This window comes from Mucilaginibacter sp. OK098 (assembly GCF_900142915.1).
Taxonomy (GTDB): domain Bacteria; phylum Bacteroidota; class Bacteroidia; order Sphingobacteriales; family Sphingobacteriaceae; genus Mucilaginibacter.
Genome location: NZ_FRCM01000006.1, coordinates 178,875 through 197,852 on the forward strand (window position 1 = coordinate 178,875; position 18,978 = coordinate 197,852).

21 protein-coding genes are annotated in these 18,978 nt (G+C 39.5%); 4 read left to right on the forward strand and 17 right to left on the reverse strand.

Annotated elements, in window-relative coordinates; translation table 11 throughout:
- Window positions 1–92: 92 nt before the first annotated feature.
- From BUE31_RS20540 to uvrB, 3 genes are all read right to left on the reverse strand, one after another.
- Window positions 93–368, reverse strand: a complete 276-nt coding sequence (locus tag BUE31_RS20540) for a hypothetical protein (RefSeq protein WP_073405721.1) — start codon at window positions 366–368, stop codon at window positions 93–95.
- Window positions 369–371: 3 nt separating this feature from the next.
- Window positions 372–626 carry a DUF4834 family protein gene (locus tag BUE31_RS20545; protein ID WP_073405722.1) on the reverse strand — a complete coding sequence of 85 codons (255 nt, stop codon included), beginning with the start codon at window positions 624–626 and terminating at the stop codon, window positions 372–374.
- A gap of 198 nt (window positions 627–824) precedes the next feature.
- The gene (uvrB, locus tag BUE31_RS20550) at window positions 825–2,849 is read right to left on the reverse strand and encodes an excinuclease ABC subunit UvrB (RefSeq protein WP_073405723.1); all 2,025 of its coding nucleotides are present in this window, start codon (window positions 2,847–2,849) and stop codon (window positions 825–827) included.
- 222 nt (window positions 2,850–3,071) lie between these two features.
- Between uvrB and upp the strand changes: the two genes are divergently transcribed.
- The 3 genes from upp to BUE31_RS20565 all read left to right on the forward strand — a co-directional run bounded on the left by upp (window position 3,072) and on the right by BUE31_RS20565 (window position 5,268).
- Entirely contained in the window at window positions 3,072–3,716 is a 645-nt protein-coding gene (gene upp / locus BUE31_RS20555; protein WP_073405724.1) for a uracil phosphoribosyltransferase, read from the forward strand.
- Between the two features lie 141 nt (window positions 3,717–3,857).
- Window positions 3,858–4,589, forward strand: coding sequence for a YjjG family noncanonical pyrimidine nucleotidase (locus tag BUE31_RS20560; RefSeq protein ID WP_073405725.1), 732 nt, complete (start codon window positions 3,858–3,860; stop codon window positions 4,587–4,589).
- A 4-nt stretch (window positions 4,590–4,593) separates the two neighbouring features.
- Window positions 4,594–5,268, forward strand: coding sequence for an NAD-dependent epimerase/dehydratase family protein (locus tag BUE31_RS20565; RefSeq protein WP_073405726.1), 675 nt, complete (start codon window positions 4,594–4,596; stop codon window positions 5,266–5,268).
- A 57-nt stretch (window positions 5,269–5,325) separates the two neighbouring features.
- On the opposite strand, the gene BUE31_RS20570 is transcribed toward BUE31_RS20565, so the two are convergent.
- The 11 genes from BUE31_RS20570 to BUE31_RS20620 form a co-directional block, all read right to left on the reverse strand.
- Complete coding sequence (locus BUE31_RS20570; RefSeq protein WP_073405727.1) at window positions 5,326–5,889, reverse strand: DUF3109 family protein; 564 nt, start codon at window positions 5,887–5,889, stop codon at window positions 5,326–5,328.
- 2 nt (window positions 5,890–5,891) lie between these two features.
- The gene (locus BUE31_RS20575) at window positions 5,892–6,668 is read right to left on the reverse strand and encodes a DUF3108 domain-containing protein (RefSeq protein WP_073405728.1); all 777 of its coding nucleotides are present in this window, start codon (window positions 6,666–6,668) and stop codon (window positions 5,892–5,894) included.
- Between the two features lie 230 nt (window positions 6,669–6,898).
- Window positions 6,899–7,414, reverse strand: a complete 516-nt coding sequence (locus BUE31_RS20580) for a DUF2480 family protein (RefSeq protein ID WP_073405729.1) — start codon at window positions 7,412–7,414, stop codon at window positions 6,899–6,901.
- A 29-nt stretch (window positions 7,415–7,443) separates the two neighbouring features.
- The gene (locus BUE31_RS20585) at window positions 7,444–7,713 is read right to left on the reverse strand and encodes a Txe/YoeB family addiction module toxin (protein WP_073405730.1); all 270 of its coding nucleotides are present in this window, start codon (window positions 7,711–7,713) and stop codon (window positions 7,444–7,446) included.
- On the reverse strand, window positions 7,704–7,904 hold the full coding sequence (locus BUE31_RS20590) for a DUF2683 family protein (RefSeq protein ID WP_073405731.1): 201 nt from the start codon (window positions 7,902–7,904) through the stop codon (window positions 7,704–7,706). The genes BUE31_RS20585 and BUE31_RS20590 overlap by 10 nt, the downstream gene beginning before the upstream one ends.
- A gap of 175 nt (window positions 7,905–8,079) precedes the next feature.
- Window positions 8,080–10,188: a peptidylprolyl isomerase gene (locus BUE31_RS20595; RefSeq protein WP_073405732.1), complete on the reverse strand. Its 2,109-nt coding sequence runs from the start codon at window positions 10,186–10,188 to the stop codon at window positions 8,080–8,082.
- Between the two features lie 272 nt (window positions 10,189–10,460).
- Window positions 10,461–11,042 carry an LPS export ABC transporter periplasmic protein LptC gene (gene lptC / locus BUE31_RS20600; protein WP_083620162.1) on the reverse strand — a complete coding sequence of 194 codons (582 nt, stop codon included), beginning with the start codon at window positions 11,040–11,042 and terminating at the stop codon, window positions 10,461–10,463.
- A gap of 173 nt (window positions 11,043–11,215) precedes the next feature.
- Window positions 11,216–12,544: a hypothetical protein gene (locus tag BUE31_RS20605; protein ID WP_073405733.1), complete on the reverse strand. Its 1,329-nt coding sequence runs from the start codon at window positions 12,542–12,544 to the stop codon at window positions 11,216–11,218.
- Complete coding sequence (locus BUE31_RS20610) at window positions 12,537–13,283, reverse strand: type III pantothenate kinase (protein WP_073405734.1); 747 nt, start codon at window positions 13,281–13,283, stop codon at window positions 12,537–12,539. Before BUE31_RS20610 ends, BUE31_RS20605 begins: the two co-directional genes overlap by 8 nt.
- A 74-nt stretch (window positions 13,284–13,357) precedes the next feature.
- Entirely contained in the window at window positions 13,358–14,050 is a 693-nt protein-coding gene (purQ, locus tag BUE31_RS20615) for a phosphoribosylformylglycinamidine synthase subunit PurQ (protein WP_073405735.1), read from the reverse strand.
- Window positions 14,051–14,119: 69 nt separating this feature from the next.
- Entirely contained in the window at window positions 14,120–15,109 is a 990-nt protein-coding gene (locus BUE31_RS20620; RefSeq protein WP_073405736.1) for a DUF6427 family protein, read from the reverse strand.
- A 105-nt stretch (window positions 15,110–15,214) separates the two neighbouring features.
- Here BUE31_RS20620 and BUE31_RS20625 point away from each other — a divergent pair, with 105 nt between their 5' ends.
- The gene (locus tag BUE31_RS20625; protein WP_073405737.1) at window positions 15,215–16,111 is read left to right on the forward strand and encodes an Rpn family recombination-promoting nuclease/putative transposase; all 897 of its coding nucleotides are present in this window, start codon (window positions 15,215–15,217) and stop codon (window positions 16,109–16,111) included.
- A gap of 19 nt (window positions 16,112–16,130) precedes the next feature.
- Here BUE31_RS20625 and BUE31_RS20630 read toward each other — a convergent pair whose 3' ends face one another.
- The 3 genes from BUE31_RS20630 to BUE31_RS20640 form a co-directional block, all read right to left on the reverse strand.
- Complete coding sequence (locus BUE31_RS20630; RefSeq protein WP_073405738.1) at window positions 16,131–17,129, reverse strand: glycosyltransferase family protein; 999 nt, start codon at window positions 17,127–17,129, stop codon at window positions 16,131–16,133.
- A gap of 181 nt (window positions 17,130–17,310) precedes the next feature.
- On the reverse strand, window positions 17,311–18,165 hold the full coding sequence (locus BUE31_RS20635; protein ID WP_073405739.1) for a UDP-2,3-diacylglucosamine diphosphatase: 855 nt from the start codon (window positions 18,163–18,165) through the stop codon (window positions 17,311–17,313).
- Between the two features lie 261 nt (window positions 18,166–18,426).
- Window positions 18,427–18,948, reverse strand: a complete 522-nt coding sequence (locus BUE31_RS20640) for a DinB family protein (RefSeq protein ID WP_073405740.1) — start codon at window positions 18,946–18,948, stop codon at window positions 18,427–18,429.
- Between the last annotated feature and the right edge of the window lie 30 nt (window positions 18,949–18,978).

Genomic DNA, 18,978 nt, shown 5'->3' on the forward strand with positions numbered 1-18,978 from the left:
TTTAAAAGGTATAATATTAATTCCTCAAAAATAGAAATTAGAATGAGAAAGTAAATTATATGTTGCTGATTTATTGAGGAACGGTTATTTTGCTATAAAAAGCAAACCAGCAGGATCAGCACAGGAATACTGATCAAATAGGCTATTTTATCAACCTTATTAAATATTTCGTAGTTTTTGCGGATGGTAAAAAAGTTATAAACGGCCAAACAACCGATAACTACCCAAAAAAACCAGTGTAAATGATGGTGATTTGAAAACAGCGTATCAGCTGCAGAAACAACAACAAAGTTTGCGATGATCAAAAGAATTGACAAAGGGGTATTATTATGCCTCCGTCTGCGCTTAAATACTTCGTCGGTTATCATTAATTATTTTATTTCTTCGTAATCAATAAACTCGCCTTCCGAATCAGGAACCTTGTTTTTTTGGCCCTCGGGGATATAATCAACCTTCACCTTTGGATCGGCCTTGGTTTCGGTGCGATAATTTTGCTGGTGGTTTTGCTGCTGCTGGGCTTTGTTTACCACACTTTGAAACAGCATTGGAAGCAAAAAACGTGCTATAGCCTTTATTATATATAAAACAACTATTGCTAGTAACAGAAAATCTAATAGCCTACCCATATTTATTAAAAAATTAAGCCTACAAATATAATATTATAACGGCAAAATTGTTTGGTTATGATTTTAGATTGATGTGCGGATATGAAAATGTGCGGATGTGCGAATTAAATTATTTTATAATGACAATAAACTATTCATTAATCACATCCCATAATCAAAAACATCCGCACATCTGCATATCCACACATCCGCACATCCTTAAAACTTCTCCTCCATCATTTTTTCCAGTGCAAACATTTCATCGCGCAGCCTGGCAGCCATCAGGAAGTCCATATTTTTGGCAGCGGCAAGCATTTCTTTTTTAGTGTTCTCGATAGATTTTTTAAGATCGGGCTTGGTCATGTAGGCAACAATAGGATCCGCAGCCAACGAAACCATATCGGCTTCCACGTAAGCTTTTTGAACGCCGCCCTTAAAGTCCATCACCGAAGTTTGCTCCATTATTTCCTCACGGGATTTACCAATGGTTGTTGGTGTTATGCCATGCAGTGTATTGTAAGCTATCTGAATGTCGCGCCTGCGGTTGGTTTCATCCATCGTGATCTGCATCGAAGCTGTAATTTTATCTGCATACATAATCACCCTGCCCCTATCGTTACGTGCGGCACGCCCAATAGTTTGGATCAATGATTTTTCCGACCGCAAAAAGCCTTCCTTATCCGCATCCAAAATGGCTACCAGTGATACTTCAGGCAAATCTAATCCTTCCCGCAACAGGTTAATCCCTATCAGCACATCAAACTCGCCAAGGCGTAAACCCCTCAAGATTTCCACCCGTTCAAGCGTTTTAACTTCCGAGTGGATGTAGCGGCATTTAATCCCAAGCCTGTCCATATATTTCGCCAGCTCTTCGCTCATGCGCTTGGTAAGCGTGGTTACCAGCACACGGTCGCCCATTTTTATAGTCTTATCAACTTCTTCCAGCAAATCATCTACCTGGTTAATTACCGGGCGTACATCAATTACCGGATCAAGCAAACCCGTAGGGCGGATCACCTGCTCAACCACTACCCCGCCTGATTTTTCCAGCTCAAAATCGCCGGGGGTTGCGCTAACATATAGTGTTTGCGGCGCCAGTTGTTCAAATTCCTGAAAATTTAACGGGCGGTTATCCAGCGCCGCAGGCAGGCGGAAACCATAATCAACCAGCGAGATCTTCCGCGACCTGTCGCCCCCATACATCGCTCTTATTTGCGGTACGGTTACGTGGCTCTCATCAATCACCATTAAATAGTCCTCAGGGAAATAATCCAGCAAGCAGAATGGCCTTGCCCCGGGCAGTCGTCCGTCAAAAAACCGGGAATAATTTTCAATTCCCGAACAATAACCCAGCTCGCGGATCATCTCCAAATCGTAATTAACCCTTTCTTCCAGGCGTTTGGCTTCCAGGAAACGGCCATCGCCTATAAACTGCTTTTTGCGGGTTTCCAGCTCTTCCTGGATCGCCCAAATGGATTGGGTGAAACGCTCGCGCGGCGCAACATATAAATTAGCGGGATAAAGCACCATATGCGTCATTTTTTCGACGGTCTTTCCTGTTGAAACGTCAAAGCTGGTCAGTTCTTCTATATCATCTCCAAAAAAAGAGATGCGGTAGGCATAATCCATATAGGCCGGGAAAATATCCACCGTATCACCCTTAACCCTGAAGGTTCCGCGTTTAAAATCAGCGGTGGTACGCGAGTAAAGTATCTCAACCAACCGGTGCAAAAAAGCGTTCCGGCTAATCCGAGTGCCAACTGCAAACTTAAAAACCGATTCCTTAAAATCCTCCGGGTTCCCCATACCATAGATACAGGAGATGGACGATACCACGATAACATCCCTCCTGCCCGACATTAAAGCCGAGGTGGTACGCAAACGAAGTTTTTCGATCTCTTCATTTATCTGCAGGTCTTTTTCAATATAAGTATTAGTAGTTGGGATAAATGCTTCCGGCTGGTAATAGTCGTAATAGGAAACAAAGTAGTTTACCGCATTCTCCGGGAAAAACTGCTTAAACTCGCCGTACAACTGTGCGGCAAGCGTTTTATTATGACTTAATATTAAAGTAGGCTTTTGCGTTTGCGCAATAACATTAGCTACTGTAAAAGTTTTACCCGATCCAGTTACCCCAAGCAATGTTTGAAAAGGGTCGCCGTTATTTACACCTTCAACCAGCTGTCTGATAGCTTCGGGCTGGTCGCCGGTGGGTCTGTATTGAGAAGTGAGGCTGAAATCCATAGTGTTATGCAAAGTTAGTTATTAGTGATTAGAGATTAGTTAATCAGAGGTCAGTTTATCAGTTAACTCTTTAAACGTTTTTATGTCGGCATAATCTTAAACATAGCAAAATAAAGATATGTTAATGACAACCTTATGTCAGCAGTGATTTATAGATTTAATTTTCCTTAAATTTATAGTGCTATAACTAATCTCTAACCTCTGGTCAACTAATCACTAACCATGACTTTCATCCTCAACAAAACAAACACTATCGGCAACCAGTTCCTGGCCGAGCTGCGCGATGTTAACATTCAGCAGGATAAAGCCCGTTTCAGGCGTAACCAGGAAAAGCTGGGCGCAATCCTGGCTTATGAGATCAGCAAAACATTAACGTATACCGAAAAAGAAGTACAAACCCCATTAGGCATAGCTAATATAAACACACTTACCGAACAGCCTGTTTTGTGCACCATTTTACGGGCAGGACTGCCTTTTCACCAGGGGTTTATGCATTTTTTTGACGATGCCCCTTCAGCGTTCGTAACTGCATACCGTAAGGTAAAAAAGAACGGCACCTTTATTATTAATATTGATCATATCTCTGCACCCGACCTTGATGGCAAAACGCTTATAATGTGCGATACTATGCTTGCAACAGGCCAAAGCATAGTACAGGTTTGCAGAGAGCTAATGGCCCAATATACTATTAAAGAGCTGCACATAGCGGCAATTATTGCCAGCACCGAAGGTATAATCCACGTACGCGCCAACCTGCCCAAAGCAAAGCTATGGCTTTGCGCCATTGATGAAGAAATGACCAGCAAAGCGTACATAGTTCCCGGTTTGGGTGATGCCGGGGATCTGGCGTTTGGGGAGAAAGTGTGAGGATGATTTCGGAATTCGGATGTTCGATTTCGGATTTTTGGGTGGAAAATTGTATTGACCTGTATTGCAGGGGAGAATTACATTCATCCTTATTTTCATAATTCGGGGAACAAATCGATTTATACCTAACTTTGCATAGCTATGAATAAATCCGAAATCGAACATCCGAAATCCGAAATCAAAACATACAAGCACATCTTCTTCGATCTTGACCATACCATTTGGGATTTTGATAAAAATGCCGAGGAAACATTGTATGAGCTGTATGAGATCTACCGGTTAAACGAGATCGGTTTGCCTTCAGCATCGCTATTTATTGAAACCTACACCCGCAACAACCACCAGCTTTGGGCCGAATACCATACCGGGAAGATCACCAAAACCGAGCTGCGTGAAACCCGATTTAAAAGAACATTTATTGAACTGGGTGTGCACCCGGATGTATTGCCCATAGCTTTTGAGGATGATTATGTAAAGCTTTGTCCTACCAAAACCAACCTGTTCCCGCATGCGCATGAAACCCTGCAATACCTGCAGAACAAATATACGCTGCATTTAATATCCAATGGTTTCAAAGAGGCGTCAACCTTAAAAATTGGCAACACTAACATCGGCAGGTATTTTGATAAGGTTATTATCTCCGAGATCATAGGCATTAACAAACCCGATCCTGCAATTTTTCAACATGCACTGGATTTGGCAGGAGCCGAAAAACATGAAAGCATAATGATTGGCGACAGCCTGGAAGCAGACGTTTACGGCGCATTAAATTTTGGCATGGACGCTATTTATTTTAACCCGTTTAATGCGCCAAAGCCAAGTGATGTGCTTTTGCAGGTTACTCATTTAAAAGAGTTAACTTTATTGTTGTAAAATTATGGATCAAAACATAAAAGCAATAATTACCGGCGCTACGGGCATGGTGGGCGAAGGCGTATTACATGAATGCTTACAACATCCGCAAGTTTCTGAAGTTTTAATAATTAACAGGAAACCCAGCGGCATGGTACATCCTAAATTAAAGGAGATCATCCACACTGATTTTTTTGATCTGTCTGCAATTGAATCTCAGCTTAAAGGTTACAACGCCTGCTACTTTTGCCTGGGCGTTTCGTCTGTTGGGATGAAAGAGCCTGAATATTATAAAATGACCTATACCTTAACCATGCATGTTGCAGAAGCATTAAGCAGGTTAAATCCTGAAATGGTCTTCTGTTACGTATCGGGCGGCAGCACAGACAGCACCGAAAAAGGTCGTGTGATGTGGGCCAGGGTAAAAGGTAAAACTGAAAATGACTTAATGAAGCTGCCGTTTAAGCAGGTATTCAATTTCCGCCCGGGTTATATGCATCCTACAAAAGGTTTAAAAAATGTATTGCCTTATTATAAATACATGACCTGGTTATATCCATTTTTCCGTGCTGTATTACCCAACATGGTAAGTACACTGGCTGAACTTGGCCTGGCAATGATAAACGTTACCCGGTTTGGGTATGAAAAGCGTATTTTAGAAGTTAAGGATATAAAAATCGCGGCGCACCGCAATAAATAATTAAACCCGGAAGACTTACGAAGTTTTAAAAACTTCGTAAGTCTGAATCACTAATATCTACATCCCCGCCACCTGGTCTTCCAACTCCTGGTACCACTCGGCTCCATATTTGCGGATCAGCGGGGCTTTTAAAAATTCATGAACTCTTACCTTCAATTCATTACCAAATGAGCATGCAGGGCTGCAAATGCTCCACCTGTCGTAATTTAAAGCATCAAACTCAGGGTATTTGGTTATACGGATTGGATAAAGGTGACACGAGATCGGTTTTTTCCAGTCAATAGCGCCATGCTCGTATGCTTTTTCAATGGCACATTTGGTTATTCCGTTTTCAAATATCACGTAAGCACACTCTTTATTAACATCAACGCAGGGTGTGGTATAATCACCTTCAAAGTCTGTTACGTAGGTGCCCACCTTCTCAACTGTTGCAATTCCTTTGGCATTCATAAACGGCTTAACCTTTGGATATATTTCATCCAAAATATCAAGCTCGTCAGCGTTTAACGGCGCACCCGAGTCGCCTTCCAGGCAACAGGCACCTTTGCACTTATTTAAATTACAAACAAAATTTTCTTTTACTACATCTTCATGTACTAAAACATGGCCAACCTCTATCATTGTTATTTTTTTAGGGGATTTAAAGGATATTTTAAATTTTTAGCTCCTGTTAAATCCATTGTTATACTGCCCACCACCAATTCAACATGGGCTTTTACCGGGATCCTGTTGTTGTCATCAGTGATCCACAAATATAGTTTACTGCTTTTTCTGAATACACGCCCGGGGATAATTGTCGGGTTAAATTTTAAGCAGTTAAATTTTCCTATAGAACAATCCATCTTTTCTTTTCCGGCATAGGTTATCTCCATCGAATGGATCCCGTCCTCTAAAAAGTACTGTAAGTTAAATTTATCCCCAATGTGCAGCTTCGAAATATCAACGCTGCGGGCAAAATAATAGGCCGATAAAAAGTCAAATACCTTACCCTTCATAGGGAAAACACCTTTATCAGCCGTTATCTTCTCCGTGTTATGGTCGTACGTTACATGGTCACTATGCCTGTAGCTGGCTTCCTTACGGTTTTCGGTGTAAAAGTATGGCTCCAACGTTTTTTTATCAACGTAGCTTTCATAACGGTTCCGCACTTTGTAAAAAATATCAAAAGTGCCGGCTGTTTTACTATCTGCCACAATATGAAAGGCCGGATTATCGAACTTCTTGTCGCTTTCCAGTACTTTTATATTGGCTTCGGCGGCTGTAAAAAAACCATATTTTAATTTATAGCTTAATTCCTCACCTATCTTAAAAGAAGGCTCGCCAAGGTAATTCATATCCTGGCTAAATGATTTGGAAACCAAAACCGTTAAAAAGGATATGACCAGGATATATTTATTCATCTATTATAGTTATTAGCCCTTGGCCTTAAGTGCAATTAATTGTGTTTGTTTTGGTAATTGTTTAAGACTCTGACTATAAACTAAGCCAAAAGTAAAATAGTATGTTTAAAGGATGATATTCAGTAAATAAATATTGATTTTGTAGAGACGCAATACTTTGCGTCTCAGGAATAATGAACCTAATCCATCTGTCATAGTAGGAGACGCAAAGTATTGCGTCTCTACAAGTTCTAATCCCTCTTTTTATAAATTGGCACAGTTGAGCAGGGTTCGCCAAACATCAGGCTTTTTACCACCGGTGTAAGCTTTTTTGTTAACTCAACATAAGCAGATACCGGAACCGGGATATCACCGCAACCCTTTATAACTATTCGCTGATCGCGGTATTGTTCAACATCCATACCTGCTATACCTTTTACAAACAGCACGGTCTCCAGCACATCTGCATCACCAAAAACAACTTCTTTTGCGTATGGAGCAAGCCGGTTTGCCAGCAGCATGTAGGCCCATGCTGGTACTATGGCATCGGCTGTGCAGGTCACAGCTACATATTTACCCTCGTACTGAGCCCAGTCATGCCCTTTCACAAATTCCCTGAAATCCTTTTCCTTCAGTATCAGCTCCATGAAAAGGTTGTCCTTTATATCATATACAACCCTGTCACCTTCCGGGTAAAAAGCAGCGGGATCCAAAGTGACCAGGCCACTTTGCGCTACTTTATTTATTATGTTCTCTTGTATTTCCATGATTTTTTTACCAACGACACTCTCCGTTATTAATAATGTCCCTTTAAAGAAAGAATACTTAATATTACAATTTTATCATTTGGGAGTATTTCATAAACCAATCTGTGTTCACTGTTTATCCGCCTAGACCATTTTCCCGTAAGCTCATGTTTCAAAGGTTCCGGTTTCCCAATCCCTTCAAATGGATGTTCAATAATATCTGCTATCAGTTCATAAATCTTCTTTTGGACCTGTTTATTTCCTGAATTCTTCCAAAAAGTCAAATCTTTGAGCGCTTTACTGGAATAGATTATTTCCATAGGTCCTCTAATCGGATTTTAGTCCCTTTTCCCTCTGCTACTTCTTTGCTTCCTTCTAAAACTTTGGCTACAAATTCAGGGTTATAAGGGCTTTTTTCCTGCCTTTCAAATGGTACATCCAAAGCTATTGCCAATTTCTCAAACAGGCTGGCCTGCTCTTCTGATTTCGGGTGTATGGTTATTGTTTCCATATTTTCAATATTGAAATTTTTCTGCTTCTACCCTGTTTTGCCTTTATTAATGTTCCTATCAACGAAGCAACCTTAAATTCTTAGTATTACTTGTTGAAAACAGCTACAAAAAGAGCAAAAAAAATCCGGGAGTAGCAATAACGCTATCCCGGATACAAAATTACTTTATTTTTTCTTATAAGAACTTAGCTCTGTAATCTTTTACATTCGCCTTATCTTTCAAGGCATCAAATATTTGCGGTTCTGAGCGTTGTAACAGCGCCTGGCTTAATTGTTCCTTCTCTCTTACTGCATTTGTAAACGGCGCCGGGTTAATAAAGCTGTCAACACTAAATACAAATACTCCCTGCTGGCCTTCAACCGGTTTTGATAGTTTATTTGGCTGTGAACCAAAAACAGTACCTATAACTTTATATTCAGCTGATGAGCCCGGAATTACAGGGTTTGCAAAAACAATGTTCTGCAAAGGATTAACCTTAGCACCTGATTTTTGAGCAACCTGGTCAATTGATGTTGAACCATTTAACGCCGATTGCAGTTTATCAGTTAATAACTTGCCTTTAACTTTATTTTTAACCAGTGGCTCAATCTGTTTTTTAACAGCATCAAGCGATAGCTGACCTTTAGGTTTAATTTGCAATAAATGTGCAACAATGTATTGATCGCCGGTAATGTAAACTTTGTCAGAAAAATCACCTTTTTCAGCACCAAAAGCCCATTTAACAATATCGCGGCCGCTTTCAACACCCGGAAAAGATGCTGCTACCCCATTTACATCAGTTGCAATTTTTGTTTTCAGCCCTTCTTTTTTAGCCACTTCATCAAAATTCTCTTTTGTTAAGTTACCTAAAAATCCTTGCGCTTTACTGTATACAGCTGTTTGTGTAGCGCTGCTTGCCTTTAAAGGCACGTCAACAAGTGCAACCTTTACCACTTTTGATGATCCTTTCTGATCCTCTATCTCGATCAGGTGAACGCCATATTGTGAAGCAACAACTTTCAGCTCGCCTTTTTTGCCGCTAAACACTGCATCCTCCAAAACAGGGGGCAGTGCGCCACGTGCAAATGTTCCAAGGTCTCCGCCTTTTACAGCTGTGTTTTTATCAATAGAAAACATGTTTGCAAGGTCTGCAAATGATTTTCCGCCCGCAATCAATTTTTTAAGCGAGTCGGCCTTAGCCATTGCTTTATCAAGGCCAATTGATTTATCATCAATAACTATATGGCGTGCTTTTACTGAATCAGGTTCAGTATGCGAATCAACAAGTTTTGCAATTTTATAGCTTCCGCCTGTTAAGTAAGGACCATACATAAAACCTTTAGATGCGGTAAACATTACCGAGTCAAGCTTTGGATCCAGACGGCCTTTATGCAAATAGGTAAGCGGCACTTTTGTTTCTGAATTTATCTGTACAAAAAGCGAATCGTTTGTTGATGCTTTAAACTCAGTCGCTAATTTCTCAGCCTGTAGTTTAATAGCTGCCGAGTCGGCTTTTGATGGCGATGCATTAAAGCTTACGTAATCAAAAGTCCTTAATTCCTGTGGTGCTTTAAACTCGCCTTTATGCTCATCATAATAGCTTTGATAATCGGCATCGGTAACAGTAACCTTATTATCAGGTACTGATGCGTAGTCAAGCGTAACATATTTGAAATTAGCAAGCTTATTTTTGGCCTGGTAATCCTCTTTGGCATCAAGCGAGTTAACATATAGTCCGGTAGTAACCAGCGCAATATATTTTTGATTTAATTTATTATTTGCCAGATTCCCGATGAAATCTTTCCATTGCTGTCTTAAAGGGTCATCTGCCTTTGCTGCCTGTAAATTAGTTTTGAAGGTATTAAACCTGTTTATATCTACTTTACCAGTTTGCGGATCGCCAAAGGCCTGCACTATCTGCGGGTCTGGATTATTTCCGTTAACCATTGAGTTAACTTCATCATCACCAACCACTAAACCAAGTTTCTCAACTTCCTTTTTCAGAATCAACTGGCTAATAGTTTGGTTCCAGGTAGTTTCCTGTACGTAAGCCGTTATCTGCGGCGTTAAATTACTCTGACCTGATTGCTGTTTAAACTGAGCGCTGTTCTGCTCAAACTTTTTGTTGTACTCATCATAAGCAACTTTTTCGCCGCCTACTTCGCCCAGCAAGTTACGGTCATCCCTAAAAAATGATCCACCCGATCTAACAACTTCGCCCACAATAAATGCAAGCAGTGCAAATCCAATAAAAAATGCGAGAATCTTCCCCATTCGTTCCCGCAAAAAACCCATAATACCCATATACCTGTAAAATTATTTTATATTCTCAAAAGAGGGCGCAAGATACAATTTTTAGTAAAATTCTATAACACAAAATTTTGTGTATTTAATTATTAAAAAAATAGTGGATTCTATCTTAAAAGCAACCCGGTTTATAATTCCTATTTTTAAAAATAATTCCGAAATCGAAATTCCCGACTTCTGAAATTATCTTAGCCCTCTTTAGGTCTCAGCCCAAGGGGGGAGGCTTTTACAATTCCGAAATCGAAATTCCCGACTTCTGAAATCCCTTCTTATTTCACATCTTTTTCGTTCACATGAAACGCCCCTGTCATTTCTACAATATGCCATGGATAAAAAGTTTCATTACTGTCAAAACCTATCCCGTCCACTACGTCGCCCTTAGGTGATACAATTTCAACAGCCTTTGTTGAATACATTTTTTTTGTATTCATATCGTATATTAACTCTTCCGATTTAAAGACCTGCCCCTGCGCATTGGTAGCCACTACATTTTTGCGAAACTCAATTATATTCTCCTTATCGCGTTGAACGGCATAATCAGAAACTATATTTCCCGATTCTTTTAAATCTGCATCATAAAAAATAATCTTAACGCCCTTGGGCATTTCTTTATAAGGCTTGGGCGTATCGGCATATTCAATCATTAAAGGGGCTGTCATGTGCGCTTTAACTTTTGCCGAGTCACTGTAAATCACATCCACCCCGGTTGACCGTGATATTGGTTTATTTTCTTCTTTTGATGCTATTTTCTGAATGTCATTCAATGAATTTTCACAAGCGCTTATTAGCAGCATGCAAATAAACAGTGCCGGCAAATACAGATGTAATAACTTAATTGTCTGGCTATTCATAGCTGTGAGAATCAAGAATCGCGAAAGAATAGAGAGTTAAGATACCAGAATCAGGATAAAAAAAATGCAAACCGGCTAATTCCATGTTAGAATATATGTTTTTCATTTCTTTTTATCGATAAAACCAATTTTCCTGGCTCTTGATTCCTGATTTCCTGAATCTAAATAACGGCTTATTGGAACTTATATTTCTGGAACCACTTATCGTTAAGTGTAAAACCTAAATGTATATTAACATAGTTTTCCTTAACCAGTCCGTTATCTAAAGTACCGCGCTTACCTATCTCGGCCGATAGATTTACTTTATAGAATGTTGAAAGCGTTTGTGATGGTGACAGTGGCAAACCCAAACCAAAGGTAACAGCATACCTGTTAATATTGGTATTGTTTAAATTCAGATAGGTTTGATCATATATAAACCCTAAACGATAATCAACCCTTGCAAAATAATTACGCAAGGCATTAGCATTGGGAGTATACTGGCCACCAACATTAAATGTTTTGCTATTTTGGAAACCGGCATTAGTACCACCTATAGTAAGGTTACTCCAATTACCCATGGTAAAATCGGCCCCTACCAGGTAATGATTATCATACTGATATGATACGCCGAAATGATTGATCTGCGGCAGCTTTATTTTAGTTTTACTGCTCTGCTTGTTCACTATTGAATCGGCCGGAGTATTTTCATTGCCGCTGCTGTCATAAGTATACTGACTTACAATGTACGATGCTGTATTACTTATAGAATTGCCGGTTGATGCTGAATAACCGAAAGTAAGGTGCTTTACATTGTTGTCAAAATCAAATGAATATTGTAATCCGATATCGTAATTTAAACCACTAATGCTGTTACTTTGCTCAATTCTTGAATTTAATGTACCGTACAGGTTTGGAATTTCGGTTGAGCTGGTTTGTATCAAATTACCAAATATATAGGATGCGTTAGCCCCAATATAAAAATGTTTGGTAATGCCGATACCATAACCCAAATAAGCTTTAGATAAACCGCCATCGCCCTTATAAAGATAATTTACCGCATTGGTGTCTGCCGGTGAACCTGAGCCAAGGTTTGACCTTGTTTGTTTATAGTTGTAGCCCATTTCGCTGTAAGGCATTAAACCAAAGCTTAGTGCTGAGCGTCTGCTTACAGGCACGGCAAAGTTAATGTGGCTTAGCCTGAAATTAGCATTGCTTACACTGGTTTGCCCGGTTTGGCTTAAGTTAACTATGTTTGAATACAAACCTACATCAATAGTGGTATAATTAATAAATCCGTACGAAGCAGGATTAAGCACGTTGATAGTGTTAAAATTATTGATCTTATTTATAGCCGTAGCTATACCGCCCATAGCCCTGTTTTGCGGCAATATTGAAGGATCGATATCACCTAATCCATACCTGGAATAAGGTGAACTGGTAGTGGCCGTTGATTGCGCCTTTGCGCCAAATGCAGAAACAGCAAGTAAAATTATTATAAAAAACCTGGTATATTTAATCATTATTAGTTTGTATGGCTGCGTTTAATCCTTTTAGAACCAAGTGAGGTTCAATTTTTATATAGGGGGCAAAGATGCTATTTTTTAGCAGGGTATCAAAAAAAATACTATCGCCTCCGCTAAGTACAATATTCAGTTCTTCTTCGTTTTTTTTATAGCTTTCAATAAAGCCTTCCAATTCATATTTTATTCCATTCTGTACACCCGATAGTATTGCCGATGTTGTATCATTACCACTTTTAGCGTTAAAATTTTCATCGGCATTAATTAAAGGTAACCCGGCTGTGTAATTATTTAATGCCTTATAACGCATTTTTAAACCTGGTGATATGCTACCGCCAAAATAATTACCTGCTGCATCCACCCAATCATACGTTATACAAGTGCCCCCATCTATCACCATATTGCTTTTATCGGGATATAAGTAATATGCGCCTATAACTGCTGCCAGCCTGTCGAGCCCGAGGGTTTGGGGAGTTAAATAATGGTTAGTTATGCCACTTGTCATCCCCGCATTAAAATATATTAACGGAATTTTTTGCGCTAATATGCTTTGCCACTCCTCCCGGTCTTTTTTTACTGATGAAATTATGGCCTTGTTAACAGCATAATCGCTCAGGATATTATTTATTATGGTTGGATCTACCGGTTTATATTGCCAGCTATGGAGCATTTGGTTATGCCTAAAAACAGCAATTTTTGTGTACGTGTTGCCAATATCTATTACCAGTGTTGCTTCCATTTTTTAGTCTTGAGCCGGAGTCTTAAGTCTCAAGTCAAAAAACGAATGACCAATGACTAATGACCGATGACTAACTATACCTTCACCAGTGATAATATCGATTCAAAAATAGCCAGCCCATCCTCGTTAGCAACCAGCGCATCTGATGCACGTTCAGGGTGCGGCATAAACCCAAACACGTTACGGTTGATATTAGTAATGCCTGCAATGTTATCCAATGATCCGTTAGGATTTGATTCGGAAGTGATCATACCCGCCTCATCGCAATATTTAAACAACACCAGGTCATTATCATAAAGTGATTTTAAAACATCAGTATCGGCAAAATAATTGCCTTCGCCATGGGCTATAGGGATCTTTAATGCTCTTTCCGGGTCTATCTGCGCAGTAATTAATGAGTTCGAAGTTTGTGCCTTCATATAAATATTACGGCAAATAAATTTACGGTTCTCATTGTGCAGCAATGCTCCCTGTAAAAGGCCTGCTTCGGTTAAAACCTGGAACCCATTGCAGATACCCAAAACGTAACCGCCTTTTGCTGCAAACTGGATTACTTCGTGCATAATAGGCGAAAAGCGGGCTATAGCGCCTGAACGAAGATAATCGCCGAAGGAAAATCCGCCTGGTAAAACAATAAACTCAGCGCCTTGCAGGTCGTGGTCTTTATGCCATAATCGAACCACTTGCTGGCCCATTATTTTTTCCAATACGTAGATGATATCTTCATCACAATTAGATCCCGGAAATATAACTACTCCAAATTTCATTAATTTGATTTTTTGTGTAATAATGATACAAAACTAATATAACAGCCGTGATTTGAACGAATGTAAAAGTTAAAATTTGTTAAACTGAAAATAGATGACGCTGATTAGCAGCAATAAATACAGCGATTCATAAAACCATTTGTTTTTTGCATACAGAAAATAATAAGAAAAAAACACGGTGCACGGAACTGCACACAACAAAAAATGGTTTAAATTAAATGGTGTTTTTACATAAAAAGATAAACCTGTGATTAAAAAAACAACAAACAACAGCTGAAAAGATTTACGGATCTGTACATAGCTCCTAAAAAAGTTTTGTTGCAGCTTAACAAAACAAAGAGCCAGTATTACAATAACCGGAACAAGTACCAGGAAGCTTAAATAGTGAATATCAATACTATTTGGAAACTTTGTGGCCAATGGCAACCAAATGCTGTAGAACTGCCCCAGGTTATCATTCATATAATAATACACTGCCAAGAAAAAGAATATGGTAGCGTAGCCAACAATACCAGCTAAAATTTCGCGCCAGTTTAACGGTCTGAAAATAATGAGTGCTATCCAAACCACTAAAAAAAGATAGATGAAGGGAAGGTATATGATTGAACCTATGGCAACTATCAGCCCCAGGTCATAGGCAGAAGATTTTGCATCATTACTTTTATAAAAGCTAAACAGCTTAAACAACATCCATATGATTAAGAAATTGCATAATAAAGGGGGGCTTAATACCAAAAAAGGTGTAAACAAACCCGTTATTGTAATGTACATTAAAGCAGGCAAAAATGTAGGCTTGCCCAGTAAATTATAATGATTAACCAGGTGATTTAATAACAAGGCCTGTGCAAATACAACAATACCTGCAAGTAAAACATTAAAAGAGGTTGAAGCAGGATTAAGATACTCGCCGGGAACTATCATTAACCTTGCAACCGGCTCGGCAAAGGCAAACGCTGTTTTAGCAGGGGCTGTAATTAAATAGCCCGCCCGCGAAACGAACAATATTACTGCAAGCCATAAAATATTAAGCGGATTGAGCGCTTTAAAAAAACTGATCATTAAAGCCTTTTATTTGCGGGGCAAAATTAGCATAAATGTGGTTAGGATAAAACTAAGAATGATAATAGCTATGTTGAACGTTCATTAAATCGTTTATATTTGGCTATGCCTGACAATAAACCGCCTGTCACCGGGAAATATATCGACCCTTTAGTTGATTTTGCCTTCAAGAAAATATTTGGCAGCGAGCCGAATAAAGACCTGTTAATCGCTTTTTTAAATGAAGTGTTCCGGGGTAGAAAGCATATTGCTGATTTAGTTTACAATAAGAATGAGCACCCAGGCGATTTGAAGGATGAAGGTGCTGCCATATTTGATCTGCTTTGTACCGGAGCAAACGGCGACAAATTTTTAATTGAAGTGCAACGTGGAAGGCAGGGAAACTTTAAGGAAAGAGCCTTATTTTATACATCCCGGCTCATCAGCGATCAGGCCCCAAAAGGCAGGCGCAGTGAATGGGCATATAGCCTTACAGAGGTTTACCTGGTTGCTTTATTGGAAGATTTTACTTTACAAATAAGCGATGGAAAAGAATACCTGCATGATATTTGTTTGTGTAACAGGGAAACTGGTGAAATATTTTACGATAAGCTGGGTTATATTTATTTAGAATTGAATAAATTTGTAAAAGAGGATGTCGACCTTGTGACCGACTTAGACAAATGGCTCTATGTCTTAAAAAACATGAGCCGGATGGATAAGATCCCAGCATACTTACGAAAGCCTATATTTGAGAAACTGTTCAGTATTGCTGAATATACTAATTTGACAAAGGAGGAAAAAACCATGTACGATAGCAGCTTAAAATATAAGTGGGACAATAAGAATGTGCTTGACTATGCCAAAGAGGAAGGCATACAGGAAGGTATTGAAAGGGGTATTGAAAAAGGCAAACTGGAAGAAGCCATGGAAATTGCCCTTACCCTAAAGAAAATGGGATTTTCTGTTGAAGACATAGCCAACATTACACGATTATCTGTTGAAGAAATAAAAAAACTATAATTATCACAAAAGGTTGAACCTAAACTGCAATTGAGCCTTTTGCGTAACGCTTTACCATATCATCCACAATCTGCGCCGTTTCATCGGGGAAGTCTACCTCAACCCATTTATCATCGCTTAACCAGTTATTTATGCGGTAAATAAACTGGTCATCTATTTCGTTAATTACTGGTACGCCAAGTTTTGAAGCGGCTAGAGCATTGCATTGCTGTTCATATTGGCCCTTCATGGGAATCATCAATACTTTTTTCTGCAAAAACAGTGCTTCCGCAGGGCCTTCAAAGCCACCACCTGTCAACAGGCCTTCGCAACTGGCCAGGCTATTGTTAAAATCCTGGTTGTTTACCGGGAATATTTCAACATTACCTTCCTGGTAATGTGTTTTTTGCCGTTTGGAAAAAATTTGCCATTGCTTATTGGTTTTGTTAAGCAGTTTGGTAAGCAGTTTATCATCGTATGCCGGCAGGTAAACAGTATAATGACCAAGGTTTGAAGTCTTCATATTCCTGATCTCGCTTCGGATCACGGGTGTATGAATAAAATCAGCATACCGCTCAAAATGAAACCCGATATGATGCGATGTTGGTGAATAATATTTTAGCAGCCACTCTGCGTAGCTCCATTTAGCAGGCCTGGGCGTGTTTGGCGAAACAAATGAGCATTGATGACTTAACGATACCGAAGGTATTTTTTGCAGCCTGCACGCCCATGCGCTCACCGGCTCAAAATCATTTATAATAAGGTCATATTGTTTTAAAGGCAGGCTGCGGATATCACGCCAAAGGCGCGGCAAATTCATCAGTTTAAAGGTTGCCCAATTATCAACACCACCATTGGTGCCAAAAACGAAGCTAAAACCGTGAAATTTATACTTAAGGGGCTGGGCCAGGGTAACTTCGGCTTCAGTGCCGCTAACTAACAGATCAACTTCACCATATTGCTGTAACAGTGGTACAATTTCGCGTGCCCGGCTTATATGGCCGTTACCTGTTCCCTGTATAGCGTAAAGTATTTTCATGGTTAGTTGTAAAGGTTGCAGATGTTGTAGGGGTTGAAAGCGTTAAATTTTGATTTACGCAAACTCGTTAAAATTTTGAATACTTTGTGATAAAATTGATGACAAATAAAATTTTAATTATGTAACCCGTAAAGCTAACGTTTACAACACTTACAACTTTTAAAACATTTTCAACAGGGACTTAATCTTGTTCCTGCTTAAAACGTTCTAATAAGAGATTAACATCCAGCCTGGCATCCAAGTCCTCAATATCCGTTTTGTCATCCTCGTCCGCATCCGTGTTGAAGTTTTCAGGCTCGTATTTAAATATGGTCCAGCTTTTGTTATTATACTCAAGAGCTGTAAGGCTTTCAACCCAGTCGCCTGAGTTTAAATAAAGAACCGAGCCTGTTTTTTCGGTAGATTCCATTTCTCTTATTTCGGCATGATGGATATGCCCGCAAATTACGTACTGGTAATTTTTATCAACTGCCAGGTCGGCGGCAGTTTGTTCAAACTGGTTAATAAATTTTACGGCTTCTTTAAACCGGGCCTTTACTTTTTGCGAAAAGCTCATTTTTTGGCGGCCCATAGCTGTAAGAAGCCAGTTAGTTAAACTGTTGATGATGATCAGCGTATCATAACCTACCGCGCCTAATTTTGCCAGCCATTTGGAATGTTGCATAGTTACGTCAAACACATCACCATGAAAGATCCACGCTTTTTTTCCGTCGATATTTAATACTACCTTGTTAAGCAGCTGAAACGATCCCAGGTTAAAATCAGCAAACTTACGCAGCATTTCATCATGGTTACCGGTTAAATAATAAACAGGCACACCTTCGGTTACAAACTTTAAGATCCGGCGCACCACCTTCATGTGCGTTTCGGGCCAATACGATTTACTGAACTGCCATATATCAATAATATCGCCGTTTAAAATAAGTATTTTCGGCTTTATGCTCTTTAAGTATTTGAGCAGTTCTTTAGCGTGGCATCCGTAAGTGCCTAAATGCACGTCAGATATAACAACAATATCAACTTCGCGTTTTGCCATTAAAATTGGGGGGATACTTTTCCATCCGGTAAATTATACCGGTAAAATTTCAGAGAATTGAACAAGCAACGATTAATCTTCTTCGTCGTCGTCATTAACTTTTAGTTCAAAAGGACTCAGGTAGAATACTACTACTAAAAATAGTAAACTTCCCAGTACCATATAAGCTAACTCAAAATGCATTTTCTACAATTTTTACAAATATCCGTAAAGCAGATTATTTAATTGTTAAGACCAAGTTAAATGTAAAAGGTTTCACATTTAACTAAATTTTTTTTCAACACGCTTCAATTGCTTTAAATGATGATAAAGATGGATGCGAATAAATTTAAACCACTGCTCCGCTGTAAGCATCCCCAGGCGCGGATGTTTGTAGCGGAAGTTTGGGGATGAATCTTTTATTAATGGCGATGTATCATCAATACGTTTTCGGCATTTTATCAGCAGGTTTTTTGCGTCTTCCTTACTAATCTTTTCAACCGGCATTTTAGCTGCTAAAGCCGCTGACATTTTTAACCTTACCGGAAAAACGCCGGCAAGCATCATAAAACGGCCCATAAAATTTAATCCTTCTTTAGTTGGTGGGCAGTTGCCATGCGTACAACGCTCCAAAGCAATGCACGAGCCTAAAGTAGCTTTCATAATATGCGAATACACCTCAGCGTATGACCATCCGCCGCCCGGCGGCGTTTCGGTAAAACGCTCATCAGGTATGGTATCCAGCATAGCCCGGTAATCATCTAATGCCGCATCAATGGCTCTGCGCTCTTTGGCAATATTCATAATAATAAAGGTAAGAGTTTTATTTAACCC